Raw genomic sequence first — 25665 nt, 5'->3', positions numbered from 1 at the left:
TCGCGAATCCGTCGCCCCAGCAATGCGCACCCCGCCCCTCCAGCAAAAAGGTGTGGCAATAGCTTGTCGTAGCGTCAATCGGCGCAAGTGTCGCTCGTCTTGAGCGGCATCTCGCGCCTTACGCACTTCAATGTTGCAATAATAGCACAATAAAGGGGCCGCCCACCACGTTTTTACGCAGCGGGCGGCCGGCGTTACTTACAAGACTGCGCAACAAACGGGCGCACCTTACTCGACCCGACGAATCCGCCCGTCGGTGAACGGCGTGTAGCCCGTGTCCATGTCGGCGATGAAGTCGGCGACCACTTCCTCCAGGCCGGGGCCGTAGTCGTAGGCGTTCGCCCCATTGTCGGCGAAGACGCGGTAGCCGTCGCCGCCGCCGCGCATGTAGTTGTTGGACACCACGCCGTAGGTGGCTTGCGGGTCGAGCGGCGTCCATTCGCCATCCGCCGAGGCGACCTCGACCGTGATGATCCGCCCCTCGCCCGGCGCGCGCGCCGGGGTCCAGCTGAAGCGCAGGCCCGCGACCTGCGGGAAGCGCCCGGCCCCGTCTTCCACCTGGGACACGCCGTTTTCCAGCGCGGCGATGACATCGGCGCCCTTGAGCTGGAAGGTCGACAGCGTGTTCTGGAACGGCAGCACGGTGAGGACCTCGCCCATGGTCACCTCGCCGGCGTCGATCGAGGCGCGCAGGCCCCCGCCGTTCTGGATGGCGATCTGGATGCCCTGATCGCGGACGCGATCGAGCATCGCCTCGGCCACCAGATTGCCCATCTGGCATTCGCCGGCGCGGCAGCTGTCGCGCGATCCGTCGATCGCCGCCTCGGTCCGGCCGATCACCCGGGCGCGCAGCTCTTCCAGCGGCGCGGCGAGTTCGGCGAGGCGCGCGGCGATGTCCTTGTCGGCGGCGACGGAGGCGTCGAGCAGGATCGGGTTGCCGTTCGCCGAGGTGACTTTGCCGGCATCGTCGAAGACAATCTCGATCTCGCCCAGATACTTGCCATAGGCATAGGCCTGCACGACCGGCACCTGTCGCCCGGCCGGATTCTGCACCAGAACCGGATAGGGACCGGCGGCGCCGTCCTCGGTGTTGGACAAGAGCGTGTGCGAATGGCCGCCGACGATCACGTCGATGCCGGGCACGCGCGCGGCGATCTGCATGTCGCGCGGCAGCCCCATATGCGTGAGGGCGATGATCTTGTCGACGCCGGAGGCTTCCAGCGCCTCGACGGCGCCCTTGAGGTAGGTTTCGGCGCGCAGGAACGCCACGTTCGGCCCCGGCGACGAGGTTTCGACGGTGTCTTCCGCCAGCGTCGAGACGATGCCGACGAGCTCTCCGCCGACCTCCAGCACCATCGAACCGGACACCTTGCCCTTGAGCTGCGGCTCGTTCTCCACGTCGATGTTGCCGGACAGGACGGGGACGTCGACCTTGTCGAGGAAGGCGGCGAGCGCCTCCGGCCCGTCGTCGAACTCATGGTTGCCGACCGCCATGGCGTCAAAGCCGATGGCGTTCATGAACTCCGCGGCCGCAGCCCCCTTGTAGGTGGTGTAGAACAGCGAGCCCTGGAACTGGTCGCCGGCATCCAGCGTGAGCACGTTGCGCCCGGCCTCGGCCAGGCTCGCGCGCCGGGCCTCGATCATCGCCTTGATGCGGGCGATGCCGCCGAAGCACTCGCCCGCCGCATCGTCTTCCGGCGCGCAGGTCGAATCGAAGCGGTTGATCGGCTCGAGCCGCGAATGCAGGTCGTTGATATGCAGGATCGTGAGCGCGAAGTCCGCGCGCGCGGGACCCGCCCCAAGCGCCAGAACCGCCACGCCGGCGCAAAGCGCGCCCGTTAGAAACTTCCGTCGTCCCATCGTCCCTCACCCCCTTGCGGCGCCTGTGTCGCGCCGGATCCGCAGCCGCATCTCGCGTGGCGCGGGCCATCGCGGCGCACGCGATCATAGCGCAGGCGCGCGGCGCATCGAAGCCGTTTCGGCGCGGATCCGCCGTGCATTCACACCCTCGCGCGCGCCTTCACGATCAGCGCCCCGTGCCGCGCAAGAGTGCCGCACCGGCATGGCAGGTGCGTGACGCGTGTCCCGCGCGTGTGATCACACCTCAGCCGCGGCCGCGCGAGGCCTCCTCGTCGGCCTGCCGCGCCTCGATCTCGGCGAGATCCTCCGGCTCCAGCTCCACGACCGGGACGCTGTAGCTCCCGGAAAGCCAGCGGTTGAGATCGACGTCGGAACACCGTTTGGAACAGAAGGGATAGAAGGGCTCGACCGACAGCTTGCCGCATTCCGGGCAGGGCCGCGCCCGACGTGGGGCTTGCGCGCCCGCGCCTTCGCTCGTGTCGTCACTCATCGCTGTCCCTGCATCCTGTTGTCCCTGCATGCTGCTGTCCGGGCATGCTGCTGTCCGGGCATGCTGTTGCTCCGCCATGCCTCGGTCGCGCATCGCGAGCACCGGGTCAACTGTATTTCAGCGTGATCCCGCCGTCGACCACCAGCGCGTGGCCGGTGATGTAGCGCGCCTCGTCGCTTGCCAGGAAGAGCGCGGCATGCGCCACGTCCCAGGCGTCGCCCATGTGCCCCATGGGCACCTGTGCATCGCGCTTGCGCCACATCTCCTCCACGTCGCCCTTGGAATAGACATCGGCGAGCCCGGCCGAATGCTCCACCATCGGCGTCTTCATCAGCCCCGGCAGCACCGCGTTCACCCGGATGCCGCGCGCGGCCACCTCCACCGCCGTGGTGCTGGTGAGATGGTTCACCGCCGCCTTGGTGGCGTAATAGGTCGAATAGGGCACGCCGGTGTAGCGGATCGACGCGATGGAGGAGATGTTGACGATCGCCCCGCCGCCCGACGCCTCCATCGCCGGGATCGCGTGTTTCATGGCGAGAAACACGCTCTTCAGGTTGACGGCGCTGACCCGGTCCCAGGTCTCCTCGGGCAGATCCACCACGCCACCGACCTCGGCGATGCCGACGTTGTTGTCGAGCACGGTGAGGCCACCGTAGGTGTCGACGGCAGCCGCCACCGCATCCGCCACGTCGCCGGATCGGGTCGCGTCGCAGCCGATGGCGATGGCCTCCCCGCCCTCGCCGCTGATGATGTCGCGGGTTTCCTCGGCCGCCGCCCGGTTGATATCGGCGCAGACCACCTTCGCGCCCTCCCGCGCGAAGAGCACCGCCGCCGCCTTGCCGTTGCCCCAGCCCGGGCCGACCGATCCGGCGCCGATCACCAGCGCCACCTTGTCCCGCAACCGTCCGCTCATGCCGTCCTCTCCCCCCTGTGTGACGTCGTTTGCTCCTCCGCGCCCCGCTCCGTCGCGCGGCGATCCATCTCGCGCAGCTCCGTCTTGAGGATCTTGCCGTAATTGTTCTTCGGCAGTGACCCGATCCGAACGTAGTCCTTCGGCCGCTTGAAGCGGGCGATCCGCGACAGGCACAGCGCGTCGAGCTCCTCCGGCGCCGCATCGCCCGCGTAATAGGCGACGACGCTCTCGCCCCACTCCGGATCGGGGCGGCCGATCACCGACACCTCGCGCACGCCGGCGTGGGTGAGCAGCACCTCCTCCACCTCGCGCGGATAGATGTTGGTGCCGCCGGAGATGATCACGTCCTTGGAGCGGTCCTTGAGCGTGAGATAGCCCTCTTCATCGAAGGCACCGACATCGCCGGTGTGCAGCCAGCCGTCGCGGATGGCGCCGGCCGTGGCCTCGGGGTTGTTCCAGTAGCCCAGCATCACCGTGTCGCCGCGCACCAGGATCTCGCCGCTCTCGCCGGAGCGCGTGCCGGCGCCGTCGACGCGCACCTCCACGGCCGAATTGGCGATGCCGGCCGAGCCCAGCCGGGCCTCCCAGCGCGGATGGTCGCGGTCGGCGATATCGGCCTTCGACAGCACCGTGGTGGTCATCGGCGTCTCGCCCTGGCCGTAGATCTGCGCGAAGCGGGGCCCGAAGCGGTCGATGGCGCGGATCGCGTCGGCCACATGCATCGGCGCCCCGCCCCAGACGATGGTGCGGATGTTGTCGGCGACGGTCTCGGCCGGACACGCCGTCATCCGCTTGATCATGGTCGGCGCGGCGAACATCGACAGGCGCGGCGTGCGATCGATCTCCTCGAAGACCTCCTCCGGCTCGAAGCCGCCGGACGGCGCCACCGCATTGACGCCGAAGCGCCCGACATGGGCCATGGCATAAAGCCCCGAGCCGTGGCTCATGGGAGCGGCATGCAACAGCGTGTCGCCGGGACCGGTCGGGTCCACGTCGGTCAGATAGGCGAAGCTCATGGCCATCAGGTTGCGATGGCTCAGCATCGCCCCCTTTGGCCGCCCCGTGGTGCCGGAGGTGTAGAACAGCCAGGCAAGATCGTCGGGCGCGCGGTGCATCATGTCGATGCCTTCCCCGGCCGCCATGCGGGCGTACTCCGGCCCGTCGAGGGGCACGATCGTGCGCAGGCTCTCCGGCGCATGGGCGGCGAGCGTCGTCTCGAGCCCGGCGCTTGCAAAGGCCAGCCGCGCGCCGCAGTTTTCCAGGATCCAGCCGATCTCCGCGCCGTGCAGCTTGGCGTTGACCGGCACCGCCGCGAGCCCCGCCCACCAGATGCCGTAAAGCGCCTCGAGATAGGTCGGCCCGTTGGTCGCGACGATGGCGACTCGGTCGCCGGGTTCGAGACCGTACGCGCCGCGCAAGGCCCCGGCGACGGCGGACGCCCGCGCGGCAAAACTGCGGTAGTCGGCATGCAGATGCGCGCCGTGCCGGATCGCGGGCGCATGCGGATGCGCGCGACCGGCGCGCGCCAGCCAGGCCGCCAGATTCATCGGCCCTCTCCTCCCGTTGGCCGTTTCCTCAAGCCACCGCGCGACGCGTCTTGCGCGCGCCTGCGCGGCGGGCTTCTCACCGTCTTATCGCAAGGATGGAGGGGGGACGCCAAGCCCAAAGCGCGCAAAAGGCGCGCGTCGGCGGTTTGCGTGAAAGGCTGGCGTGAGAGGCAAGCTTCAGGGGCGGATACGCGCCGGATCGTGCCAGCTTTCGAGAACCGGATACTTCAATCCGGCCAGCAGGTTCGCCGTCTCATGGACCGGCAGGCCGACGACATTCGTGTAGGAGCCGACGAGCTTGGCGACGAAGGCGCCGGCCAGCCCCTGGATGGCGTAGCCGCCGGCCTTGCCGCGCCATTCGCCGCTGGCCAGATAGGCCGCGATCTCGGCACGCGACAGGCGCTTGAAGCGCACGCGGGTTTCCACCAGGCGCTGGCGGACGACGTCCTTCGGCGCGCTGACGCAGACGGCCGTATAGACCCGGTGCCCGCGCCCGGACAGGAGCTGCAGGCAGGCCTCCGCCTGATCGCGGGTCTCGGCCTTGGGCAGCACCCGGCGCCCCACGGCGACCACCGTGTCGGCGGCGAGCACCAGCCCGTCGAGATTGTCCGCCACCCGGTCGGCGGCCCGGCGGGCCACTTCCGCCTTGGTGCGCGCCAGACGCTGCGCCAGCGCGCGCGGCGTCTCGCCCCTGCGCGGATCCTCGTCGATGTCGGCGGGGAGCAGCGTATCGGGATCGATGCCGATCTGCTGCAGCAGCGCGAGGCGGCGCGGCGACGCGGACGCCAGGATCAGCGGCATGCGCGCGGGCTTGGACGCGGGCGCGGCTGTCGTATCGGCTGTCGGGGCGGTGTCGGACATCGGAGCGCGGGACGCGGGGGAACTACTTGAAGCGATAGGTGATGCGACCCTTGGTCAGGTCGTAGGGCGTCATCTCGACCAGCACGCGGTCGCCGGCCAGCACGCGGATGCGGTTCTTGCGCATGCGCCCGGCGGTGTGGGCGATGATCTCGTGCTCGTTCTCAAGCTTCACGCGAAAGGTCGCGTTCGGCAGCAGTTCCGTCACCACCCCCGGAAATTCGAGGACTTCTTCCTTGGCCATATGGGTTCCTGATTGTCGTGCGAAGATGTGGCGGCGAACCTAGCGGATCGCATCCAGAAAGGAAACAGGCAGTTTCGCGCCATCCAGAGGGGCCCGCGCACGGCCGCGCGCCGTCCGCGACAGGCCCCCGCAAGGGCCGGCCCCTATCCCGGAGACCCCCGGCGCGCTCGACGGTTGCGCGGGCGCGCGATCCATGTAACCGGAAGGTGCATCGCCGCGCGCCGGACGCGCCACGCCTTGAGGAGCATGAGATGCCGGATGAGATCTGGGTCAGCACGGTTGGCAGCAATTACTGGCTTTTCGACAAGCTGGGCATCCGGGAGAAGCACTACGGTCAGGACTGGGCGCCGCCGAAATTCGAAAAGAGCGCTCTAGCCGAAACTCAATATCAGAATGTGCTTAGGTATAGTCGAGGCGAAAAGCTTGAGCGGGAAGACTTCGCCGAAGCGGCCTATGTGTTCGATCCGAAGCGCTGGTCCCGGGTGAAGGACCTTTTCGCGCTTAGGGGTTTTTTCTGCGTCAAGGGCAAGTTGGCCGAGTTGCTCAAGGGGTTCGATCTCGGCGAGGGCGGCCTCGTGGAATTCCCGATCTACGAGATGGACAAGACCACGCGGCTGCCTGGTCCGTTCTACTTTCTGAATTTCGGATCGCAGAAGGACTGCTTTCTGCCCGGTGAAAGTAAAAAAGCCAAATTGCTTGCGCGAAACAAAAAAACCGGTGTTGAAATCTGGGAGAGGCCGATAGAGCCGAGTGACGGCGATGTCGCGGTATCTGAATCGGCATTGGATGGCGCCGATCTTTGGGTCGACCCCAAATTGCATTCGGTAATCTTCATGAGCGGCCCGCTGCATGACGCGATAGAGGCCGCCCAGCTTGGAATCGATTTTTCATTTGTCAAAGCGCGCATCGTCTAGTCTTTTCCCCGATAGTCTTTCCCGGGATTTTCCGCCCCCTCGCGCCGATCTCAGCCACCCGGGGTCGGCGTCCAGCCGAAGCGCGTCTTGATGCGGGTCATCAGCTGATCGCGGACGGCGCGGTAACTGTCGAGGATCTGCTCGCGCGAGCCGGTGGCCAGCGTCGGATCGGCGGTCGGCCAGTATTCCACGTCGACGGCCTCGGTGCGGGTCATCTCCAGCGCCTTGTGGTGCGCCTCCGGGGCCAGCGTCACGACCAGGTCGAAGCCGGATTCCTCCAGCATCTCGAAGGTCTTCGGCCGGTGGCGGGAGAGATCGCAGCCGATCTCCTGCATCACCGCCTCGACGAAGGGATCGGGCTCGCCCTCGCGCACGCCGCAGGAACGCACATAGATGCGGCGCGGGAAAAGCTGTTCGGTGAGCGCCGCCGCCATGGGCGAGCGCACCGCATTCATGCCGCAGGCGAACAGGACGGCAGCGGGGGCCGTTCCCGGCCGCGTCACGCCCGTTACCCCTTCCAGTGCAGGGCGCACACCAGGGTGAACAGCCGTCTGGCGGTCTGCATGTCCACCCGGATCTTGCCTTCGAGACGCTCCATCAGGATGCGCGAGCCTTCGTTGTGCACCCCGCGCCGGCCCATGTCGATGGCCTCGATCTGGCTCGGCGTCGCCGTCTTGATGGCCTCGAAGTAGCTCTCGCAGATGAGGAAATAATCCTTCACCACCTTGCGCAAGGGGGTGAGCGACAAAAGGTGGGTGACGACCGGATCGCCGTTTTCGCGCTCCACGGCGAAGACGAGGCGCTTTTCCACCAGCGACAGCTTCAGCCGGTAGGGGCCCTTGTCGTCGCCTTCCGGCGCGAAGGCATTGTCCTCGATCAGATCGTAGATCGCGACCGCGCGCTCATGCTCTATGTCGGGCGTGGAGCGGCTGATCGACCCCTCGTCGAGTTCCACGTCGATCAGGCGTGCGGTGCCTTGCGCGCCCGCCTCCTCGGATGCCGTCATCTGTCCGTCCCGTCCTGCGCGCCATCGCGGCGCCTGCGCTCGCTCAAGCACTCCTACCGCGCCTTCGCCCGTTTCGACAAGGCCGCAGCCGGAGCGCGCCCGCCCCGAAGGCGGAGCGCGGCGTCAGAGGTTCAGCCGGATGCCGACGGAGCGCGCGTGCGCGCCGAGCCCCTCGGCCTCCGCCAGCGCCATCGCGGCGGGCCCGAGGTCGCGCAGGCTTTCCGCCGTGCAGCGCAGCAGCGAGGTGCGCTTGACGAAATCGAGCACCGACAGGCCGGAGGAAAACCGCGCCGAGCGCGCGGTCGGCAGCACGTGGTTCGACCCGCCGACATAATCGCCGATGGCTTCCGGCGTATGGCGGCCGAGAAACACCGCGCCGGCATTGCGGATGCGGGCGAAGAGCGCCTCGGGATCGGCGACGGCGAGTTCCAGATGCTCCGGCGCGATGGCATCGACCAGCGGCGGCGCGGCCTCCAGCGTGTCGAGGCAGATCACCGCGCCGAAATCGCGCCAGCTCGCCGCCGCCACCTCGGCGCGCGGCAATGTCGCGAGCTGGCGATCGACCGCCTGCTCCACCGCGCCGGCAAAGCCCGCATCGTCGGTGATGAGGATCGACTGGGCGCTGACGTCGTGCTCGGCCTGCGACAGCAGATCGGCGGCGATCCAGTCGGGATTGTTCGCGCCGTCGGCGACCACGAGGATCTCGGACGGACCGGCGATCATGTCGATGCCGACCGTGCCGAAGACGCGGCGCTTGGCGGCGGCCACATAGGCGTTGCCCGGCCCGACGATCTTGGCGACCGGCGCGATGGTCTCGGTCCCATAGGCGAGCGCGGCCACGGCCTGCGCGCCGCCCACCCGGTAGATCTCGGTGACGCCGGCCAGATGCGCGGCCGCCAGCACCAGCGGATTGAGCACGCCATCGGGGCTCGGCACCACCATGACGACCCGCTCAACGCCCGCGACCCGCGCCGGAACGGCGTTCATCAGAACGGACGAGGGATAGCTCGCCGTGCCGCCCGGCACATAGAGCCCCACGGCGGCGATCGCCGTCCAGCGGGAGCCGAGTTCCACGCCGAGCGCATCGGTGTAGCGGTCGTCCTTCGGCATCTGGCGTTGGTGATGGGCGGCGATCCGGTCGCGTGCCAGCGTCAGCGCGTCGAGGGTTGCCTGCGGCACGGCGGCAAGGGCGGCCTCGATCTCCGCTTCGCTCACCGCGAGGTCGGCCACCGAGGCCGCCTCGAGCCGGTCGAAGCGCCGCGTGTAGTCGAGCAGCGCCGCGTCGCCGCGCTGCTGCACGTCCTGCAGGATGTCGCCGACGACGGCATCGACGTCGGCCGAGGCCTCGCGCTTGCTCGCGAGCAAGGCGGCGAAACGGTCCTGGAAATCGCGGTCGGTAACGGTCAGGCGAAGGGCCAACGGGCTCTCCCGGTCATGAGGAACACAAGGTCGAGGCGCGAAGCGCGCGCCGGATCAGTCGAGCGTGTGGTGCGGCTTGCTGCCGGTTTCCCAGGCGGCCCCCAGATCGGCAAGCTGCGCCTCGATGCACTCCACGGCGAAGGACAGCGTCGCGCCGCCGGCGAACAACAGGTTGATCCGCCCGGCCGGCGCCTCGTCGGGGACATATTCCACGGCGAGCAGCGACAGGACGGCATCGCGGGCGTCCTGGCGGATGTTCTGCGCCTTGAGATCGCTGATGCGGGCGAAGGAGAGCGCGGCGCGGCGGCGTTCATGCTGCGACTTCGCGCCGCTCTCCGTCTTGTCCCAGGCGAAGCGGTTCATGGCGATCACCAGCCGCCCCTCGGCGGGCAGATAGCGGATGTCGCCCACCTTGAGCACCGCGTCCTGCACCTGCGCGGACAGCACCGCGAGGTCTTCCGGATCGAGTGCGGCGAGTTTCAACTGCTCCATCGGATCCCCGTCTGCGCGTTCGTGCGGTCGCGGGCCGGACGGCCCGTCCTTCGGCCCGGAGATAGACGGAATGTCGGCGCACGGCAAGACGGCAGGGCCGGCTGCGGCGCAAGGTCGTGCCTCACAGCGTCATGAAACCGCCGTCGACGCACAGCACATGCCCCACGACGAAGGACGCAGCGTCCGAGGCAAGCCAGGTCACCGCCTCCGCGACCTCCTCCGGCTCGCCCATGCGCCGGATCGGCAGCCCGGCGGCGACCGCCTCCATGTCCATGACCCTGGACGACAGCATCATCTCCGTCTTGACCCGCCCGGGGGCGACGAGATTGATGCGCACGCCCTGTTCCGCCGCCTCCATCGCGGCGGAGCGCACGAGCGAAATGACGGCCGCCTTCGAGGCGGAATAGACGGAAAAGCCGGGATTGGGATTGCGCAGCCCGCTCACCGAAGCGTTGACGACGATGGCCCCGCCGCCGGCGGCCGCCATCATCGGGATCTGCAGCCTGAGACATTCGAAGACCGCCTTGACGTTGGTGTCGAACACCTTGTCGAACACCGCGCCCGTCTGCTCGACGAGCGGCGCGCGCCGCTCCTGATAGCCGGCATTGTCGAAGGCGATGTCGAGCCGTCCATGTCGCGCCAGGATCGTCTTGTGCAGGGCCGCGAGATCGTCGGACGAGGTGACGTCGGTCCGGATGAACGACGCCCGCCCGCCCTCGGCCGCGATCTCGTCGACGACGGCCTCCCCCGCCTCGCAGTCCCGCGCGGCGATGATGACATGCGCCCCCTTGCGCGCAAGGGCCAGGGAACTGGCGCGGCCGATTCCCTTGGTGCCGCCGGTGACCACGGCGGTCCTTCCGGCGAATGGGGTTGTCGCGGCGTCCGACATGGCCATGCTCCCTCTCGTCATGTCGGTGCGTGCCGCGCACCTCGGGCAGGGTATAATGCACCGCAGCGCAGCACAATTCCCGCAAGCCTTCGCCGGACCGCGATCCGGTGCCGATGCAACGGCGTAAGACACGGAAACCCAACAGACTTCCATCACCGCGCGCCCGGAGCCCCTGCCGCATGCCCTCAGCCACCCGCCCCCGCATCGCCATCGTCGGCGCCGGCATCGCCGGACTGACCTGCGCCCGTCGTCTTGCCGACGCCGGCCTCGCGCCGGTCGTCTTCGACAAGTCGCGGGGCCTCGGCGGACGCATCGCCACCCGCCGCACGGCCGAGGGGCTGACCTTCGACCACGGGGCGCAATTCGCCCGCGCGCATGGCTCCGACTTCGCGGCGGTTCTGAAGGCGGCCATCGAGGCCGGCATGGCGGCCCCCTGGCCCGCCGCCGATGCGATCGACGCCGCACCGTCCGGCACGGGGGAGCGGATCGTCGGCATCCCCGGCATGTCGTCGCTGGTGAAACCGCTCGCCACCGGGCTCGACATCCGCGTCTCGCACACGCTCGAAGGCTTGCGGCGCGACGGTGGCACCTGGCGTCTGACGTTTGCGGAAGCCGAGGCATCCGCGCATGTCGCCGATGCCGTGGCGCTGTGCCTGCCCGCGCCGCAGGTGGCAGCACTTCTTCCCGATCACGGGTCCGCGCGGGCGGAGCTGGAGCGCGTCCGCATCGCGCCGTGCTGGACGCTGATGGTCGCCTTCGACGCCCCGCCCGCCGGTCTGCCGGATGCGGCGCGTTGCGACGCGGGGCCGATCGCCTGGATCGCGCGCAGTGCCAGCAAGCCCGGCCGCCCGGGCGAGCCGCCGGGCTTCGTGGTCCACGCCACGCCCGACTGGAGCCGCGCGCATCTGGAGCTGACGAAGGAGGAGGCCTGCACCCGGCTTCTGACCGCGCTCGGCGATCTGGCCGGCGCGCCGCTGCCCCCGGTGCGCCACGCCGCCGCCCATCGCTGGCGCTACGCGATGACCGAAACGCCGCTCGGCCGTCCGTTTCTGGAGATCGCACCGGACGGACTCTTCGCCGCCGGCGACTGGTGTCTCGGCGCGCGGGTCGAGGCCGGCCACGACAGCGGCGCGGCGCTGGCCGATCGTCTGCTGACGGCACGCGACCTGACGAGGCGCGCGGGCGCCGACGCAAGGGTGGGAACCGCCGATGCTTGAGATCGCCGCCCTGCTCGCCGCCGCGACGCTGTTCGGCGGCATGGTGAGCTTCTCCGCCCTGTTCGCGCCGCTCGTCTTCCTCAAGCTGCCGGCGGAGACCGCCGGCCGCTTCATCCGGGCGGTGTTTCCCTGGTACTATCTGTTCGTGATCGTTGCCGGGGCCGGCGCGGCGCTTCTCGCGGCCGCGCTGGCACCCCGGGCGGCCGCCCTGCTCGCTCTTGTCGCGGCAGGCGGCCTTGTCGCCCGGCAGATCCTGATGCCGGCGATCAACCGGGCCCGCGACGCGGACCTTGCCGGCGACGCCCGCGCCGGATCGCGCTTCGCCGTGCTTCACCGCGGCTCCGTCGTGCTCAACGTCGCGCAGATGATTGCCGTCGCCGTGGCCCTTGTGGTCTTCGCGCGGTAATGCCCCCCCTTGAGCCGTGCCCGGTGCGGCTCTGCCCGGCGCAGATCAAAGGGCGCGGCTCATCTCGGTGCGGCTCATCTCGGTGCGGCTCATCTCGGTGCGGCTCAGGGGTTTCCCTATGCGACCAACTGCGCCCTGCCGCCGGCGCCTGCGTTGTGCGAGATCGGGTTCGCGGTGTCGGCCCTCACGCGCGGAGTTCCACCAGCAGTGCCCCGAGCGTCGGCGAAAGGGGTCGCCGCGGCGGGGGTGAACCCTGCGGACGTGGCTCCTCGAGCCTGGGACGGGCACCCGATCGGCGCCACTCAGTTCAGATGCTCGCTGCGGCGGCCACGCGCCTTCTCGGCGTCGATGCACTCCCGCGCCATGCGCAAGATGCTCTCCGTATTCGGCAGCGATCCGTCGGCGGCGGCAAGACGGATCATCTCGTCCATCAATGCGATCAGCCGCTGGAGATCGTCGATTTCACGGGCAGCCATCCGTCGCGCTCCGAAGTGAGGATGAATTACTGGATACGGAACAAATAGACTATGGAATCGACTTGAATTTTACCCATACTCATTCAAAACTCAAGCGGCTCGAGGATCCCTCGCCGACCCGGTCACGACGTGGCAAACGCGACAGGTCCCGGATGGCGCGGAGCGGCGGCGGCCCGCAAAGAGGCGGCGGCGCGGCCGGACGACGGAAAAAGACCCCGGCCGGACGCGACAAGCAGACGATGCGGTCTTGACAGATGTTGCCTCAGGGGAAGGGTCCGCTTCGGGCGAAAGGAAAGGACATGAGGCTGACGACCACCACGCATGATGCGCTCGACCGGGTGGACCGGATACGCACCGCCACATCCGTCGACGATGTCGTCGATCTGCTGTCGAGCGCCCTGGAGACCTTCGGGTTCAGCGCCTTCCTGGTGACCGGGCTGCCGCCCGTGCAGGAAGATCTGGGCGATCACGTCCTCTTCAACGGCTGGCCGCGCGACTGGTACCATCTCTATTTGCGTGAGGGGTTCTACAAGCACGACCCCATGGCGGCGCATTCCCGCCAGACCATCAACCCCTTCCGGTGGCGTGACGTCGTCTATCCGCGCGACGACCTTCAGGCGCAGCGGGTGATGAACCGGGCCGCCGATTTCGGCCTCCGGGACGGCTTCTCGGTGCCCATTTTCGGCGCGCGGGGCGAACAGGCCTGCGTCACCATGGCGGGCGAGGATCTGGATCTGGCGGGCCAGAACGGACCGGCGGTGCATCTGCTCGCGCTCTATGCGCATGCGACGCTGCGCGACCTGATCCGCCCGATCCGGCGGGGCCGCCGGCAGCTTTCGGAGCGCGAGCGCGACGTCCTGCAATGGGCGGCGGAAGGCAAGACCAATTGGGAGATCGGCGCGATCCTCGGCATATCGGCGCGCACGGTCCACGGCCACATTCAAAGCGCCAGCCAGAAGCTGGATACGCTCAACCGCACGGCCGCGGTGGTCAAGGCCCTGCGTCTGGGCGAAATCGCGCTTTAAGCTTCCCCGGAGCCTGCTTCCTCTCCGTCAAGCGTCAGATGTGACGGTATTCGCACGCGCCTGCATCGTTCAAATTGCGGTCATTGCCAGTCCGCACCGAAACGATTGCAGGGGGCCGCCATGCACGCGCGCGTTCATCTCATCCATCACGACAATCGTCATCTTTATACAAAGCAGATTGAAGAGCATTTCCGCATCCGGCACGACATTTATGTCGGCGAGCGCGGATGGACCGACATCGCCCGGCCGGACGGCCGCGAGGTCGATCAGTTCGACACGGAAGATTCGCTCTATCTCCTGGCGCTCGACGGCGAGCGGGTGATCGGCGGATCGCGGCTGACCCCCACCACCTGCCCGCATCTGCTCGCGGATGTGTTTCCCCATCTCGCGCCGCGCGGCATCCCGCGCGGGCCCGACATCCTGGAATGGACGCGCGTTTTCGTGATCCCGGAGTTCCGCGAGGAAAGCGGCTACGCCCGCATCGGCTCCGAAGTGATGTGCGCGATCCTCGAATTCTGCCTGGAAGAAGGCATTTCCCGCCTCACCGGCGTTGTCGACGCCTGGTGGCTGCCGCGGTTTTCCGATTGCGGCTGGGCGCCCGAGCCGCTCGGCCTGCCGCGCGAGATCGACGGATCGCCGGCCATTGCGGTGGCCCTGACCCCGTCAGAAGAGGCGCTTCGGGCAACCCGCGAGTTGCGCGGCGTCGACTACCCCTGCCTTGTCCGCAAGGGGCCGCCGGCCCGCCACCACACCCACGTCTTCCCCGCGACGCGCAGCGTCACCCTCCCCCAGCACCTTGATGGATGACCGTCATGATCGATACCGACACACGTCCCGACCACACCAACATCGTCCGCATTCGCGAAACGATCGTCGAGGCCCGCCGGCTGGCCAAGGAATCGGACCTCGCCATGCTCGACTACATTCTGGAGATGGCGCTGATCGAGCTCTACGAGGAAGCCAAGCGCTGACAGTGGGCACCTGAGTGAAGCAAACCGGTGCGCGGGGCACGCGCGTCCCGTGCACCGGCGGTCTGTTGTCTGAGACCGGGCGACGACCCGGCGAGCGGTTCCAGGTCGACAGCGACCTGAGTGGCCGGAGATATCAGGCCCGCGGAAGACGCTCCGCCGCGGCCTCGGCGGCCGCCAGCGCCCCCTCCAGGAAGCCGCCCATTTCAGGCGCCATCTCGCTCACCGCGAACTGCAGACGTCCCTCCCAGGGATCGCGCAGATCCGCCGGCAGACCGTAGTCGGGATGAGCGCGCGGCGGCACGTGATCCGCCGGGACCGCCGTCTCCCCTTCGAAAGCCCAGTCGCGCAACGCCGTCTGGCGCGGGCTCAGCGCCTGCGGCCCGAAGAGGCGGGCCAACTGGTCGAGCGCGGCCTGCCCGATCTCCGCCCCCTTGCCCGCGCGCTGGTCGGCCGGCACGCCGAAAAAGCCGAAGAGCGCGGCCGGCGTCCCCTCCGGACCGCTCGCATCGTGGATTTCCATCAGCGGGCCGTGCCGGCTCATCGCATCCCCCGAAAGCCCGTCCGCGCGCCAGAAGGGCGTGTCGTAGACCGCCACGAATTTCGCATGCGCGCCCATCCAGGTCGGGATATCGTCCAGTGCGCGGAGCTGCTCCGGCGCAAGGTCGGGCGAAAATCTCAGACGGGCGGCGAGGCGCGGCGGCAGGGCAAGCACGATATGTCCGGCCTCAAGCGTCTGCCCGTCGGCGAAGGTCACCCGGCCGTCCCGCGCAAGCCCCGTGACGCGGGCTCCCGTGTGAAGCCGCTCGGGCGGCAGGCGCGCGACCAGGTCCTCCACCAGCCGGATCATGCCGCCGGCCACGCGCAACGATCCGGCCATGGACGCGAAACCCATGCCGCGATGGACCGTGCCGCCTTCGTCCTCGTAACAGATCGCCCCTTGCGCATATTGTGCGAAGGCGGTCAGGCCGAGGTCCGCGACGAGCGCCGCCATGCGCGGTTGCCCCGGCCAGAACCACGAGGGGCCGAGATCGACGGCCCCGGTCGGGGTTCTGAGCGCGTCGATGCGCCCGCCGAGCCGGTCCCGGGCCTCGAAGAGGCGGACGTCGCGCCCGGCGCGATGCAGGCGCTCGGCGAGCGACAGGCCGGCGAGACCGCCGCCGACGATGGCAATATCCGTTTGCATGCTGAAGAATCCATCGGACATCGGGACCGCGCGTCCCTTTGACAGCAGGCGCGGCGATCCCTTGGGAAAAAGACTGATCTTCATCTAGGCCGGCGCCTTTCGTTCGGCCAGTCCCGCCGGACGCAGCGGCTTCGGCCGCCCGTGGCAAACGGGGGCCGGCGGCCAGTCCGGCCGCGTCCGCGTGCTGCCGGTCGCGGCGCTTGCCTTCCCGGTGCATTGCCCTACCCTGCCACTTCAGAGAAGTTGCAAATATCAACGCGTGCGGGAGAGCAGCATCATGGCGGACGGATCGCAGGGCAACCTGAAGGCACAGCGCAGCGTCGTCGTTCAGACCTTCACCAACGGCATTCTCGATCCCGGCGCGCCGATGCTCGGCCCCGTCGAGAACGGCGGCACGGTGATCGCCAACACCGCACCGGGCTGCTGGGGTCCGATGATCACCCCCAGCCTGCGCGGCGGACATGAGGTCACGCAGCCGGTCTTCGTGGAGGGCGCGGAGCCCGGCGACGGGGTTGCCATCCGCATTCGCGACATCACCGTGACCTCGATCGCCACCGCCTCGGGCCACGACAGTTCGCCGGAAGGCTTCTGTCTCGGCGATCCTTACGTCGCCGCGCGCTGTCCGTCCTGCGACACGGTCTGGCCGGAAACCCACGTGGAAGGGATCGGCGGCGACGCGGTCAAATGCGACGTCTGCGGCAACACGGTGAAGCCCTTCGAGGTCGTGCATGGCTACACCGTCACCTTCGACGACACGCGCACGGTCGGGCTGACGGTGCCGAAGGCGGCGGCCGAGACCATGGCGCGCGATGCGGCGCATTACTCCGCCCTGCCCGACGCGAGCCGTCAGCACTCGATCCTCACCTATGCGCCCTCCGACATGCCGGGCACGCTGATCCGCATGCGGCCCTTCATGGGCCAGCTCGGCACCTGCCCGTCGATGCCGATCCCCGACAGCCACAACGCCGGAGATTTCGGCGCCTTTCTGGTCGGCGCGCCGCACGATTACGCGCTGACGGAGGAACAGCTCGCCGAGCATCGCACGGACGGTCACCTCGACATCGACGCGGTGCGCGCCGGGGCGATCCTCGTGGCGCCGGTGAAGGTGCCGGGCGCCGGCGTCTACATGGGCGACATGCATGCCGGCCAGGGCGACGGCGAGATCGCCGGCCACACGATGGATGTCTCGGGCAGCGTCACGCTGCAGGTCGAGGTGGTGAAGGGCTATCCGCTCGACGGGCCGGTGCTGTTCCCGCTGGTGGAGGACCTGCCGCCGCTCGCCCGCCCCTTCAGCGACGCGGAGAAGGCCAAGGGCCAGCGGCTCGCCGCAAAATGGGGCGTCGACGAGATCGAGCCGCTCGCTCCGATCTCGGTCATCGGCACGGCGGCCAACCTCAACGACGCCATCGAGAACGGTCTGGCCCGCGCGGCAAAGCTGCTCGACGTGACGGTGGCGGAAATCCGCAACCGCGCGACCGTCAATGGCGCCATCGAGATCGGCCGCGCGCCGGGCGTCATTCAGGTGACGTTCCTCGCGCCGCTCGCGAAACTCGACGCGGTCGGGCTCGGCGATTACGCCCGCGAGCAATACGACCTGTAGGCCATCGAGCATCGCTCTCACCCGCGGCGGGATGTTTCCCGCCGCGCTTTACAGACCTACGGCGGGATGTGTCCCGCCGCGGGTGCCGGCCTCCGCGTCGCATGGCGGCCAGCCGCCGGCGCTTTCGCGCTTGATCGCGCGCCCCGCGTCCCCATGATGGGACGGCATGAGCCTCACCCTTGCCGATATTCTCGCCGCGCGGCGCACGCTGGCCGGCGTGGCGGATGCAACGCCCCTCGTTCCCTCGCCCTTCATGAGCGCGAGGGTCGGGCGGGAGTTCCTTCTGAAGCTTGAAAACATGCAGCCCATCGGCGCCTTCAAGCTGCGCGGCGCGGTCAACGCGGTGATGGCGCTGCCCGAGGGCACGGCCGGCGTCACCTGCTGTTCCACCGGCAATCACGGACGCGGCGTCGCCCATGCGGCGCGCGGGCGCGGGCTGCGCGCGGTGATCTGCATGTCCGACCTGGTGCCGCAGGCCAAGGTCGACGGCATCCGCGCGCTCGGCGCCGAGGTGCGCATCGTCGGCCGCTCGCAGGACGACGCGCTCGCCGAGAGCCGGCGGCTCGTCGTCAAGGAGGGACTCGCCGAAATCTCGCCCTTCGACGATCCCCACGTCATCGCCGGTCAGGGCACCACGGGGCTGGAAATGCTTGCCGCGCGTCCCGATCTCGACACGCTGCTGGTGCCGCTGTCGGGCGGCGGGCTTGCCGCCGGGGTCGCGCTGGCGGCCAAGTCGATCAAGCCGGATATCCGCGTCATCGGGATCAGCATGGACCGGGGCGCGGCGATGAAGGCCTCCATCGATGCCGGCCATCCGGTCGAGGTCGAGGAAGTGCCGAGCCTCGCGGATTCGCTCGGCGGCGGGATCGGGCTCGACAACCGCCTGTCCTTTCCGCTCTGCCGCGACCTTCTGGACGACATCGTGCTGGTCGGCGAGGAAGAGATCTATCATGCCATGCAGGTGCTCTATTACGAGGACCGGATCGTCGCCGAGGGCGCCTGCGTCGTCGGGCTCGCCGCCTGCCTGTCGGGCCGCATCGCCCCGCGCGACGGGCCGCTCGCCACCATCATCACCGGCCGCAACGTGGACATGACCGTCTTCACCCGTGTGATCACGGGTCAGGACGTGCAACTCGGAGACAGGACCGTGAAGGGACGCACTTATGCCCGATAGCCCGCCGCGCCGCGACATCCGCATCGTCACCGAAACCGAGTTGCGCCAGATCATCCGGCTCGATCGGCAAACGGTCGACGTGATCGAGGCCGCCTTCGCCGCGCTTGCAAGCGGCGCGGTCGTCATGCCGCCGGTGCTGTCGATGGAACTTGCCGACGTCCATGGCGAGGTCGACGTCAAGACCGCCTATATCCCCGGATTCGACGGGTTCGCGATCAAGGTGAGCCCGGGCTTCTTCGACAATCCGAAGCTCGGCCTGCCGTCGCTCAACGGGCTGATGATCCTGTTTTGCGCCAGGACGGGACTGGTGCAGGCGGTCTTTCTCGACAACGGCCATCTCACCGACATCCGCACGGCCGCCGCCGGCGCCGTGGCCGCCCGGCACCTCGCGCCCGAGCGGGTCGAGACCGCCGGCGTGATCGGCACCGGCGTGCAGGCGCGCTTGCAGATGCGCGCCGCCCATCTGGTCCGCCCCTTTTCCCGGCTGCTGGTGTGGGGCCGCGACACGGCAAAGGCGGCGGCCTGCGCCGACGATCTCGCCCGCACGCTCGGCATCGACGCGCGCGTTGCCGACAGCGCGGAACGGCTTGTGCGCGACAGCCAGCTCGTGGTGACGACGACACCGGCGCGCAGCCCTCTCGTGATGGCGGAGTGGCTGCATCCGGGGCTGCATATCACCGCGATGGGCTCGGATCAGGCCGGCAAGACCGAAATCGCACCCGAGGCGCTGGTCGCGGCCGATCTCTATGTCTGCGACCGGGCAAGCCAGTGCGAGACGATGGGCGAGCTGCGCGCGGTGAAGGCGGCCGGACTGTGGCCGGGCGGCACGCCGGTGGAACTGGGCCAGGTGATCGCCGGCGAACATCCGGGACGCCCCGGCCCGGAGGCCGTAACCCTTTGCGACCTCACAGGTACCGGCGCGCAGGACACGGCCATCGCGACCCATGTGTTCAAGCGGCTCGGAGAGAGTGGCACGTCCATTCCCGTCTGACGGCGCGCTCGCTGGTCGATCTTACAGCGTGAGCAGGCCGAACGCGACAAGCGCGCTTGCGGCCGCCACCAGCACCAGGCTTTCCACCACGACGATCCCGATATGCCCGCCGCCGACCTTGGTCATCGCACCGAGCGCGGTCTTGACGCCAAGGGCCGCAATGGCTGTGACCAGCAACAGGCGGGAGAGCTCGCTCGCCACCGTCACGACGAGCGGCGGCAAGAGGCCGAAGCTGTTGAGCCCGGCGAGCACCGCGAAGCCGATCACGAAGCCGGGCAGCCCCGGCGCGCCGCCGCGCCCTCCGGCCCCCGACACCCGCAGGGCCAGAAGCAGGACAACGAGCACCACCGGCAACAGGCTGACCCGCAGCAGCTTGACGATGGTGGCGAGATCGCCGGTCTCCTCCGAGACGAGATAGCCCGCCCCCACCACCTGCGCCACGTCGTGGATGGTCGCGCCGATCAGGAAGCCGATCTCCCGGTCGGAGAAATCCAGCGCGGCGAACAGCAGCGGATAGGCGACCATGGCGACGGTCGACAGCGTGGTCACCGCGATTACCGTGAAGAGCGTGTTGCGCTCCAGCTTGTCGTTGGCGGGCAGCGCGGCGGCAATCGCAAGCGCCGCAGAGGCCCCGCAGATGGCGACCGATCCGCCGGTCAAGACCGCGAAGCGCCAGCCGCGCCCGAACAGCCGGCAGGCGGCAAAGCCGGTGGCGATGGTCAGGGCGATGAGGCCGACCACGGCGAGGCCGGTCTGCCAGCCGAGCCCGGCGATTTCCGAGGCGGTCACCCGCGCGCCGAGCAGCGCGACGCCAAGGCGCAGCAAGCTGCGGGAGGAAAAGGTGATGCCGGCGGAAAAACGGGCGTCCTCGCTGAGGAAGTTGAAGGCCATGCCGATCAGGAGCGCGAACAGCATGGCCGGTCCGCCGTAGTGGTCGGACAGGAACCCGGCGGCCGCGCCGATCACCAGCGCGAGCAGCACGCCGGGCAGAAGCCGCGCGGGCGAGGCGGCGATCCTCACAGCCCGTGCTCCGCGTGCTCCGCGCGCGCATCCGCCTCCACCGCCGCGATCTGATGGCCGTGTTGGCGATAGGCGGCGGCGGCCCGCACCAGCGCGCGGAACAGGGCACGCTGGCGCCGGGCGTAGATGAGATGCTCGGGATGCCATTGCACGCCGAGCGCAAAGGGCGGTTCGGCGCGCTCCAGCGCCTGCACCATGCCGCCCTCGTCGCGCGCGGCGACCCTCAGCCCGGCGCCGAGCCGGTCGACCGCCTGCGTGTGCAGCGCGTTGACGCGCATCGGTTCGGGGCCGGCGATCTCCGCAAGCAGGCTGTCGGCCTCCAGATGCACCCCCTTGCGCGGCAGAACGGTGCGCATGTAGCGGCTGTCGGCATGCACGGCATAGGCGTCCTGATGCAGGCTGCCGCCGAGCGCCACGTTCAGCATCTGCGCGCCGCGGCAGACGCCGAGCACCGGCTTGCCGGCGGCGAGGGCCGCGTCGACCAGACCGCGCTCCAGCGCATCGCGATCCGGATCGAGCCGCGCCGCGATGCGCAGGTCGCCGTCGTAGAGAGCGGGCGAGATGTCGTCGCCGCCGCCGACGATCAGCCCGTCGGCAGCCGACAGGTCGACGTCGCGGCGGGTGTCCCAACGCAGGCCCCGCCCGCCGGCCCACCACAGATTGAGGGCGAAAAGCGGAAAGATCCGCCAGCCGGAGCGGACCGAGGTCGTCACGCCGATGCGCGGGATCACCCCCTCCATATGTCGGCCTCGGCCAGAATGCGGTTCACGTCATGCGCCCAGTCGGAGCGGAAGGAGGTCAGCGCGGCGCGATGCTCGGCCCAGGCAAAGGCCAGCCGGTCGAGCAGATCGGGTTCGGCGGCCACGCGCTCGACGAGCACCCAGCGGTTCCACTCCACGGCGATGGAGCGATGCTCGCCACCGAGCCGCGTTTCGGGCAGGCGATAGTGCCAGGTGGGGCGACCGCCCTTGACCTGCCCGCTCGGCAGGGCGGCGCGCACCGCCTCCGGAAACAGCTCGGTGAGCAGCGGCAGGAGATCGAGCCCGTGATTGCGAGTGCCCACGAGATCGAGATAGACGTCGCGCAGGCGCGGCAGATCCCAGCTTGCGCCCTCCTCCGCGATGCGGTCGACGAAGCCGCGCGGCCAGGGGTTCACGAAAGGCAGCAGACGGCGCATGGGATCGGGCGGGCTCGAGGCGCGCAGCCAGTGCTCGACCAGCGCATAGGCCCGCGCGACCGGCACGATGAAGTCGGCGGTGCGCGCGGCGACTTCCGGATTAAGATGAATGCCGAAAGCGAGCAACACCCCCTCCCCCGACCCCAGCGCCCCGGCCGCGTCGAGACGGTCCATCAGACGGTCGACCTCGGGGAGATCGCCCATGGTCAGCGGCGCGGTGACGATCTCCACCGGCACGACCTCGCGCGACAGGTCGAGCAGCCGGTCGGCGAGCGCCGATTGCGCCTTGTCCCGCAGGAAGATATCGAGCTCGACCTTGACCTCTCCGAGGCGACCGCCCTCGACGGTGAGCGCATGCGCGCCCTCGGCCACGACGGTTCCGCCCCACAGGGCCGCGACCAGCGCGGCCGCGTCGGCCTCGGTCAGCCCGGAGAACTCGATTTCCACCCCGGTCCGGCGCTCGGCCGCACCCTCGACCGTCGGCACGGGCAAAGGCCAGAAGCGATCGCCCGGAATCCGGCGCGCGAGATCTTCAAACTCTGTCATCCGGCCTTCGCCCCTTGCCACCGCGCTGTTCTGCGAATTGTTCCTGAGGCGTGGCACGATCCTCCCCTCGCGCGCAAGAGGAACCGCTCCCGCATGCCCGGTCGGTCACGGTCCATCGGGACAAACGGCACAGGACCGGTGAATTCTTGACTCAAATAGTCCGATTTCACTTGACCCGACGACTCGTTCCTTTAGTGGAGTATTACGGTCATGTTTGGCCGCGACCATCCTCCGAAAGGGACAAAAGGGAGATGTCCATGTCCACATCGCGTTCCCCGCTCGCATGCGCCGGCCTTGCGGCCGCGCTGCTGCTGGCTTCCTCGCCGCTTGCGCTCGCCAATGGCGAACTCAATCTCTATTCGTCGCGCCATTACGATACCGATGAACGGCTGTATTCCGATTTCGAGGAAATGACCGGCATCACGATCAACCGTATCGAGGGCAATGCCGACGAGCTGCTGACCCGCATGCAGGCGGAAGGCGAGAACAGCCCGGCCGACATTCTCCTCACGGTCGACACCTCGCGCCTGGAGCGCGCCAAGGACATGGGCCTGCTCCAGTCGATCGACTCGCCGGTGCTCAATGCCCGCCTGCCCGACTACGTGCGTGACGACGACGGCCAGTGGTACGGCTTCTCGCAGCGCGCCCGCATCCTGTTCTACGACAAGAACGACGTGAGCGAGCCGCCGCGCACCTACCAGGATCTCGCCGATCCGAAGTACAAGGGCCAGATCTGCATCCGCTCGTCGTCCAACGTCTACACGCAGACGATCACCGCCGCGCTCATCGAGCATCTGGGCGCCGACGCGGTGAAGGAGTGGGCCGAGGCGGTCGTCGGCAACTTCGCGCGCGACCCGCAGGGCGGCGACACCGACCAGTTGCGCGGCATCGTGTCGGGCGAGTGCGACATCGCCATGTCCAACACCTATTACTTCGGCCGCGCGATCCGCAAGGACGTGGACGGCGTGTCCGACAGCCTCGACATGTTCGGCTGGACCTTCCCCAACCAGGACACCTTCGGCGCGCACATGAACCTGTCCGGCGGCGGTGTTGCGGCACATGCGCCGAACAAGGACAACGCCATCCGCTTCCTGGAGTATCTCGCCTCCGATCAGGCGCAGGAATACTTCTCGGCCGGCAATGACGAATATCCGGCCGTTCCGGGCGTCGGCCTCAGCCCGTCGGTCGCCCGCCTCGGCTTCTTCAAGCCCGACGACGTGGACGCCTCGGCGATCGCCGGCAACATCGCGGACGCGCAGAAGCTGCTGAACGAGGTGGGCTGGAAATAAGCCGCACGCCTTTTTCGGCTGCCACCGAACCGCCCCCTGCGCTTGCCCGCGCAGGGGGCGTTTGCATTTCCGGGAGGCGTCCCGCGCGAGCGCGAGGCGCAGCCGCACGGACAACGGCCCGCCCCACTGCGATGGATCGCGGGCGTGAGCGAGGGTTCGCCCGCCGCGTGCGGCCACCCGGTGCCGGGGGTGTCAGGTTTTCTTGGGTCTCAGACTTTCGCCGTCGCGGTTTCGGGCGCCGCCCCGGCGGCGGCCACGGCCTTGGTGCCGCGCCGCGCGCGGGCGCCCTTGAAGGTGCCATGCGCCAGCGTCCGACACACGAGGATCACCGGCAGGAGCCCGACCGCCACGATCACCAGCGAGGGCACGGCGGCCCCGGCGAGCCGTTCGTCGGCGGCGAGGCGATGCGCCTGCACCGCCAGCGTGTCGAAGTTGAACGGCCGCATGATGAGTGTCGCGGGAAGCTCCTTCATCACGTCGACGAAGACGATGAGCAGCGCCGTCAGGACCGAGGGGCGCAACAGCGGCACATGCACCCGGCGCAGCATGCCGAGCGGCGTCTGCCCGAGCGTGCGCGCGACCGCGTCCATGGTCGGATGGACGGTCGTCAGGCCGCCCTCGAAGGTGTTGAGCGCGGCCGCGACGAAGCGCACCATATAGGCCATGACCAGCACGGTGATCGTGCCGGTGAAGATGAGGCCGGTGGAGATGCCGAACCAGCTTTCCGCCCGGGCATCGATCCAGTTGTCCAGAAAGGCGAAGGGCACGAGCAGGCCCACCGCGATCACGCCGCCGGGCACGGAATAGCCGATGCGGGCGATATGTCCGGCCGTGGCCGAACGGCGCCCCGGATTGAGCCGCTGGTTGAAGGCGACGAGCACGGCCGCCGCGACCGTCAGCACCGAGGCCACCCCGGCGAGCGTCACGGAATTGCGGATGAAGTGGAGATAGCGGTCGGAGAAGAGATCCTGCTCCGAGCCGATGCCCATTTCCACCAGAAGCACCAGCGGCAGGACGAAGCCGAACAGCACCGGCGCGGCGCAGAACGCGATGGCGCCGATCCGGCCCCAGCCCGTCAGCGCCACGGGGGGAAAGCGCTCGAAGCGTTTTCCGGCCGCGTAGTTGCGCGCGGCCCCGCGCTGCATGCGTTCCAGCACGGCGAGGAACAGCGCGAAACTCAGCAGGCACAGCGCCAGTTGCGCCGCCCCGCCGCGATCGGCCAGCGAGAACCAGCTCGTGTAGATGCCGGTGGCGAAGGTCTGGATGCCGAAATAGCTGACGGTGCCGAAGTCGGCGATCGTTTCCATGACGGCGAGAAGCACGCCGCCGGCGATCGCCGGGCGCGCCATCGGCAGCGACACCCGCCAGAAGGCGCCCCAGGGGCCGCGCCCGAGCGCGCGGGCGGCGTAATTGGCGGTCGCGGATTCCTGCATGAAGGCGGCGCGCGCCAGCAGGTAGACATAAGGGTAGAGCACCAGCGTCAGCATGATCGCCGCCCCGCCGACGCTGCGGATTTCCGGGAACCAGTAGTCGCGCGGGCCCCAGCCCGTCACCGCCCGCAGGGCCGTCTGCACAGCGCCGGGATGATCGAGAAAATCGGTATAGGCATAGCCCATGACATAGGCGGGAAAGGCGAAGGGCAGCGCCAGCGCCACCTCGAAGACCCGCACGCCGGGAAAGCGCGTCATGGTGACCAGCCAGGCCGCGCCGGTCCCGATGATCGCGGTGCAGACCGCAACCAGAACCATCAGGACCAGCGTGGTCATCGTGTAGCGCAGAAGCACCGTGTCGGCGAGATGGCGCAGGGTCTCCAGCGAGCCGAGCGCCGCTGCGATGGCCACCGCCACCATCGGCAGCAGGCACAGGCCAGCGACGACATAGGCCCCGACCGTCAGCGGCCGGCTGGCCATCACGGCGCGCACGCTGCGTCTGGCGCGCGGCGCATCGCCGCCCGGCGC

Annotated in this window: 27 protein-coding genes; 10 read left to right on the top strand and 17 right to left on the bottom strand. The window is 69.0% G+C overall.

Annotated features, from left to right (window positions below):
• Nucleotides 1–228: 228 nt before the first annotated feature.
• The 6 genes from ABL312_RS03145 to infA all read right to left on the bottom strand — a co-directional run bounded on the left by ABL312_RS03145 (nucleotide 229) and on the right by infA (nucleotide 5912).
• The gene (locus ABL312_RS03145) at nucleotides 229–1860 is read right to left on the bottom strand and encodes a bifunctional metallophosphatase/5'-nucleotidase (RefSeq protein ID WP_349359926.1); all 1632 of its coding nucleotides are present in this window, start codon (nucleotides 1858–1860) and stop codon (nucleotides 229–231) included.
• Nucleotides 1861–2104: 244 nt separating this feature from the next.
• Complete coding sequence (gene yacG, locus ABL312_RS03140; protein ID WP_349359925.1) at nucleotides 2105–2350, bottom strand: DNA gyrase inhibitor YacG; 246 nt, start codon at nucleotides 2348–2350, stop codon at nucleotides 2105–2107.
• Nucleotides 2351–2456: 106 nt separating this feature from the next.
• Nucleotides 2457–3263 carry an SDR family oxidoreductase gene (locus ABL312_RS03135; RefSeq protein ID WP_349359924.1) on the bottom strand — a complete coding sequence of 269 codons (807 nt, stop codon included), beginning with the start codon at nucleotides 3261–3263 and terminating at the stop codon, nucleotides 2457–2459.
• Nucleotides 3260–4810, bottom strand: a complete 1551-nt coding sequence (locus ABL312_RS03130; protein ID WP_349359923.1) for an AMP-binding protein — start codon at nucleotides 4808–4810, stop codon at nucleotides 3260–3262. Before ABL312_RS03130 ends, ABL312_RS03135 begins: the two co-directional genes overlap by 4 nt.
• 177 nt (nucleotides 4811–4987) lie before the next feature.
• Nucleotides 4988–5671 (bottom strand): Maf-like protein, encoded by a 684-nt coding sequence (locus ABL312_RS03125; protein WP_374730172.1) that lies wholly within the window; start codon nucleotides 5669–5671, stop codon nucleotides 4988–4990.
• Between the two features lie 22 nt (nucleotides 5672–5693).
• Nucleotides 5694–5912 (bottom strand): translation initiation factor IF-1, encoded by a 219-nt coding sequence (gene infA, locus ABL312_RS03120; RefSeq protein WP_224807306.1) that lies wholly within the window; start codon nucleotides 5910–5912, stop codon nucleotides 5694–5696.
• Nucleotides 5913–6163: 251 nt separating this feature from the next.
• On the opposite strand from infA, the gene ABL312_RS03115 reads away from it, so the two are divergent.
• Nucleotides 6164–6826, top strand: coding sequence for an imm11 family protein (locus ABL312_RS03115; protein ID WP_349359922.1), 663 nt, complete (start codon nucleotides 6164–6166; stop codon nucleotides 6824–6826).
• Between the two features lie 50 nt (nucleotides 6827–6876).
• Here ABL312_RS03115 and ABL312_RS03110 read toward each other — a convergent pair whose 3' ends face one another.
• The 5 genes from ABL312_RS03110 to ABL312_RS03090 form a co-directional block, all read right to left on the bottom strand.
• Complete coding sequence (locus ABL312_RS03110) at nucleotides 6877–7281, bottom strand: protein-tyrosine-phosphatase (RefSeq protein WP_349361328.1); 405 nt, start codon at nucleotides 7279–7281, stop codon at nucleotides 6877–6879.
• A 53-nt stretch (nucleotides 7282–7334) separates the two neighbouring features.
• The gene (locus tag ABL312_RS03105) at nucleotides 7335–7832 is read right to left on the bottom strand and encodes a UPF0262 family protein (protein ID WP_349359921.1); all 498 of its coding nucleotides are present in this window, start codon (nucleotides 7830–7832) and stop codon (nucleotides 7335–7337) included.
• A gap of 123 nt (nucleotides 7833–7955) precedes the next feature.
• Complete coding sequence (hisD, locus tag ABL312_RS03100; RefSeq protein ID WP_349359920.1) at nucleotides 7956–9251, bottom strand: histidinol dehydrogenase; 1296 nt, start codon at nucleotides 9249–9251, stop codon at nucleotides 7956–7958.
• A gap of 54 nt (nucleotides 9252–9305) precedes the next feature.
• Nucleotides 9306–9743 (bottom strand): DUF2948 family protein, encoded by a 438-nt coding sequence (locus ABL312_RS03095; protein WP_349359919.1) that lies wholly within the window; start codon nucleotides 9741–9743, stop codon nucleotides 9306–9308.
• A gap of 121 nt (nucleotides 9744–9864) precedes the next feature.
• Nucleotides 9865–10638 carry a glucose 1-dehydrogenase gene (locus ABL312_RS03090; RefSeq protein ID WP_349359918.1) on the bottom strand — a complete coding sequence of 258 codons (774 nt, stop codon included), beginning with the start codon at nucleotides 10636–10638 and terminating at the stop codon, nucleotides 9865–9867.
• A gap of 173 nt (nucleotides 10639–10811) precedes the next feature.
• Here ABL312_RS03090 and ABL312_RS03085 point away from each other — a divergent pair, with 173 nt between their 5' ends.
• Together ABL312_RS03085 and ABL312_RS03080 are read left to right on the top strand one after the other, a co-directional pair.
• The gene (locus ABL312_RS03085) at nucleotides 10812–11849 is read left to right on the top strand and encodes an FAD-dependent oxidoreductase (RefSeq protein ID WP_349359917.1); all 1038 of its coding nucleotides are present in this window, start codon (nucleotides 10812–10814) and stop codon (nucleotides 11847–11849) included.
• Nucleotides 11842–12255: a DUF4149 domain-containing protein gene (locus ABL312_RS03080; RefSeq protein WP_349359916.1), complete on the top strand. Its 414-nt coding sequence runs from the start codon at nucleotides 11842–11844 to the stop codon at nucleotides 12253–12255. The genes ABL312_RS03085 and ABL312_RS03080 overlap by 8 nt, the downstream gene beginning before the upstream one ends.
• Before the next feature lie 302 nt (nucleotides 12256–12557).
• Here ABL312_RS03080 and ABL312_RS03075 read toward each other — a convergent pair whose 3' ends face one another.
• Entirely contained in the window at nucleotides 12558–12731 is a 174-nt protein-coding gene (locus tag ABL312_RS03075; protein WP_349359915.1) for a hypothetical protein, read from the bottom strand.
• Nucleotides 12732–13030: 299 nt separating this feature from the next.
• On the opposite strand from ABL312_RS03075, the gene ABL312_RS03070 reads away from it, so the two are divergent.
• The 3 genes from ABL312_RS03070 (at nucleotide 13031) to ABL312_RS03060 (ending at nucleotide 14727) form a co-directional block, all read left to right on the top strand.
• Nucleotides 13031–13756, top strand: coding sequence for a LuxR family transcriptional regulator (locus ABL312_RS03070; protein WP_349359914.1), 726 nt, complete (start codon nucleotides 13031–13033; stop codon nucleotides 13754–13756).
• 120 nt (nucleotides 13757–13876) lie between these two features.
• A complete protein-coding gene (locus tag ABL312_RS03065; protein ID WP_349359913.1) occupies nucleotides 13877–14563 on the top strand; it encodes an acyl-homoserine-lactone synthase in 687 nt (228 codons plus the stop codon).
• A gap of 5 nt (nucleotides 14564–14568) precedes the next feature.
• On the top strand, nucleotides 14569–14727 hold the full coding sequence (locus ABL312_RS03060) for a hypothetical protein (RefSeq protein ID WP_349359912.1): 159 nt from the start codon (nucleotides 14569–14571) through the stop codon (nucleotides 14725–14727).
• Between the two features lie 133 nt (nucleotides 14728–14860).
• Here the strand turns inward: ABL312_RS03060 and ABL312_RS03055 are convergent, their stop codons facing one another.
• A complete protein-coding gene (locus ABL312_RS03055; protein ID WP_349359911.1) occupies nucleotides 14861–15910 on the bottom strand; it encodes an FAD-dependent oxidoreductase in 1050 nt (349 codons plus the stop codon).
• A gap of 277 nt (nucleotides 15911–16187) precedes the next feature.
• Here ABL312_RS03055 and ABL312_RS03050 point away from each other — a divergent pair, with 277 nt between their 5' ends.
• The 3 genes from ABL312_RS03050 (at nucleotide 16188) to ABL312_RS03040 (ending at nucleotide 19675) form a co-directional block, all read left to right on the top strand.
• Nucleotides 16188–17510: an acetamidase/formamidase family protein gene (locus ABL312_RS03050; protein WP_349359910.1), complete on the top strand. Its 1323-nt coding sequence runs from the start codon at nucleotides 16188–16190 to the stop codon at nucleotides 17508–17510.
• A 166-nt stretch (nucleotides 17511–17676) separates the two neighbouring features.
• The gene (eutB, locus tag ABL312_RS03045) at nucleotides 17677–18684 is read left to right on the top strand and encodes a hydroxyectoine utilization dehydratase EutB (RefSeq protein WP_349359909.1); all 1008 of its coding nucleotides are present in this window, start codon (nucleotides 17677–17679) and stop codon (nucleotides 18682–18684) included.
• Nucleotides 18674–19675, top strand: coding sequence for a cyclodeaminase (locus ABL312_RS03040; protein WP_349359908.1), 1002 nt, complete (start codon nucleotides 18674–18676; stop codon nucleotides 19673–19675). Before eutB ends, ABL312_RS03040 begins: the two co-directional genes overlap by 11 nt.
• Before the next feature lie 21 nt (nucleotides 19676–19696).
• On the opposite strand, the gene ABL312_RS03035 is transcribed toward ABL312_RS03040, so the two are convergent.
• From ABL312_RS03035 to ABL312_RS03025, 3 genes are read right to left on the bottom strand one after another with little or no spacing between them, the layout of a single operon-like run.
• Nucleotides 19697–20695 (bottom strand): putative sulfate exporter family transporter, encoded by a 999-nt coding sequence (locus ABL312_RS03035; protein ID WP_349359907.1) that lies wholly within the window; start codon nucleotides 20693–20695, stop codon nucleotides 19697–19699.
• On the bottom strand, nucleotides 20692–21435 hold the full coding sequence (locus tag ABL312_RS03030; protein ID WP_349359906.1) for a gamma-glutamyl-gamma-aminobutyrate hydrolase family protein: 744 nt from the start codon (nucleotides 21433–21435) through the stop codon (nucleotides 20692–20694). The genes ABL312_RS03035 and ABL312_RS03030 overlap by 4 nt, the downstream gene beginning before the upstream one ends.
• Nucleotides 21423–22418, bottom strand: coding sequence for an amidoligase family protein (locus ABL312_RS03025; RefSeq protein WP_349359905.1), 996 nt, complete (start codon nucleotides 22416–22418; stop codon nucleotides 21423–21425). Before ABL312_RS03025 ends, ABL312_RS03030 begins: the two co-directional genes overlap by 13 nt.
• A gap of 257 nt (nucleotides 22419–22675) precedes the next feature.
• On the opposite strand from ABL312_RS03025, the gene ABL312_RS03020 reads away from it, so the two are divergent.
• Nucleotides 22676–23707, top strand: coding sequence for an extracellular solute-binding protein (locus ABL312_RS03020; RefSeq protein ID WP_349359904.1), 1032 nt, complete (start codon nucleotides 22676–22678; stop codon nucleotides 23705–23707).
• A 209-nt stretch (nucleotides 23708–23916) separates the two neighbouring features.
• On the opposite strand, the gene ABL312_RS03015 is transcribed toward ABL312_RS03020, so the two are convergent.
• The gene (locus tag ABL312_RS03015; protein WP_349359903.1) at nucleotides 23917–25629 is read right to left on the bottom strand and encodes an iron ABC transporter permease; all 1713 of its coding nucleotides are present in this window, start codon (nucleotides 25627–25629) and stop codon (nucleotides 23917–23919) included.
• Nucleotides 25630–25665 lie beyond the last annotated feature (36 nt).

It is taken from the genome of Stappia sp. (genome assembly GCF_040110915.1).
Classification (GTDB): domain Bacteria; phylum Pseudomonadota; class Alphaproteobacteria; order Rhizobiales; family Stappiaceae; genus Stappia.
The sequence above is the reverse complement of the archived record's forward strand: the minus strand, read 5'-3'. Positions and strand labels throughout refer to the sequence as shown.

Bases quoted from the DNA above. Each gene is read 5' to 3' on its own strand.
- ABL312_RS03145 (WP_349359926.1), bottom strand. From the start codon at position 1,860: ATGGGACGACGGAAGTTTCTAACGGGCGCGCTTTGCGCCGGCGTGGCG.
- yacG (WP_349359925.1), bottom strand. From the start codon at position 2,350: ATGAGTGACGACACGAGCGAAGGCGCGGGCGCGCAAGCCCCACGTCGG.
- ABL312_RS03135 (WP_349359924.1), bottom strand. From the start codon at position 3,263: ATGAGCGGACGGTTGCGGGACAAGGTGGCGCTGGTGATCGGCGCCGGA.
- ABL312_RS03130 (WP_349359923.1), bottom strand. From the start codon at position 4,810: ATGAATCTGGCGGCCTGGCTGGCGCGCGCCGGTCGCGCGCATCCGCAT.
- ABL312_RS03125 (WP_374730172.1), bottom strand. From the start codon at position 5,671: ATGTCCGACACCGCCCCGACAGCCGATACGACAGCCGCGCCCGCGTCC.
- infA (WP_224807306.1), bottom strand. From the start codon at position 5,912: ATGGCCAAGGAAGAAGTCCTCGAATTTCCGGGGGTGGTGACGGAACTG.
- ABL312_RS03115 (WP_349359922.1), top strand. From the start codon at position 6,164: ATGCCGGATGAGATCTGGGTCAGCACGGTTGGCAGCAATTACTGGCTT.
- ABL312_RS03110 (WP_349361328.1), bottom strand. From the start codon at position 7,281: ATGAATGCGGTGCGCTCGCCCATGGCGGCGGCGCTCACCGAACAGCTT.
- ABL312_RS03105 (WP_349359921.1), bottom strand. From the start codon at position 7,832: ATGACGGCATCCGAGGAGGCGGGCGCGCAAGGCACCGCACGCCTGATC.
- ABL312_RS03095 (WP_349359919.1), bottom strand. From the start codon at position 9,743: ATGGAGCAGTTGAAACTCGCCGCACTCGATCCGGAAGACCTCGCGGTG.
- ABL312_RS03090 (WP_349359918.1), bottom strand. From the start codon at position 10,638: ATGGCCATGTCGGACGCCGCGACAACCCCATTCGCCGGAAGGACCGCC.
- ABL312_RS03085 (WP_349359917.1), top strand. From the start codon at position 10,812: ATGCCCTCAGCCACCCGCCCCCGCATCGCCATCGTCGGCGCCGGCATC.
- ABL312_RS03080 (WP_349359916.1), top strand. From the start codon at position 11,842: ATGCTTGAGATCGCCGCCCTGCTCGCCGCCGCGACGCTGTTCGGCGGC.
- ABL312_RS03075 (WP_349359915.1), bottom strand. From the start codon at position 12,731: ATGGCTGCCCGTGAAATCGACGATCTCCAGCGGCTGATCGCATTGATG.
- ABL312_RS03070 (WP_349359914.1), top strand. From the start codon at position 13,031: ATGAGGCTGACGACCACCACGCATGATGCGCTCGACCGGGTGGACCGG.
- ABL312_RS03065 (WP_349359913.1), top strand. From the start codon at position 13,877: ATGCACGCGCGCGTTCATCTCATCCATCACGACAATCGTCATCTTTAT.
- ABL312_RS03060 (WP_349359912.1), top strand. From the start codon at position 14,569: ATGATCGATACCGACACACGTCCCGACCACACCAACATCGTCCGCATT.
- ABL312_RS03055 (WP_349359911.1), bottom strand. From the start codon at position 15,910: ATGCAAACGGATATTGCCATCGTCGGCGGCGGTCTCGCCGGCCTGTCG.
- ABL312_RS03050 (WP_349359910.1), top strand. From the start codon at position 16,188: ATGGCGGACGGATCGCAGGGCAACCTGAAGGCACAGCGCAGCGTCGTC.
- eutB (WP_349359909.1), top strand. From the start codon at position 17,677: ATGAGCCTCACCCTTGCCGATATTCTCGCCGCGCGGCGCACGCTGGCC.
- ABL312_RS03040 (WP_349359908.1), top strand. From the start codon at position 18,674: ATGCCCGATAGCCCGCCGCGCCGCGACATCCGCATCGTCACCGAAACC.
- ABL312_RS03030 (WP_349359906.1), bottom strand. From the start codon at position 21,435: ATGGAGGGGGTGATCCCGCGCATCGGCGTGACGACCTCGGTCCGCTCC.
- ABL312_RS03025 (WP_349359905.1), bottom strand. From the start codon at position 22,418: ATGACAGAGTTTGAAGATCTCGCGCGCCGGATTCCGGGCGATCGCTTC.
- ABL312_RS03020 (WP_349359904.1), top strand. From the start codon at position 22,676: ATGTCCACATCGCGTTCCCCGCTCGCATGCGCCGGCCTTGCGGCCGCG.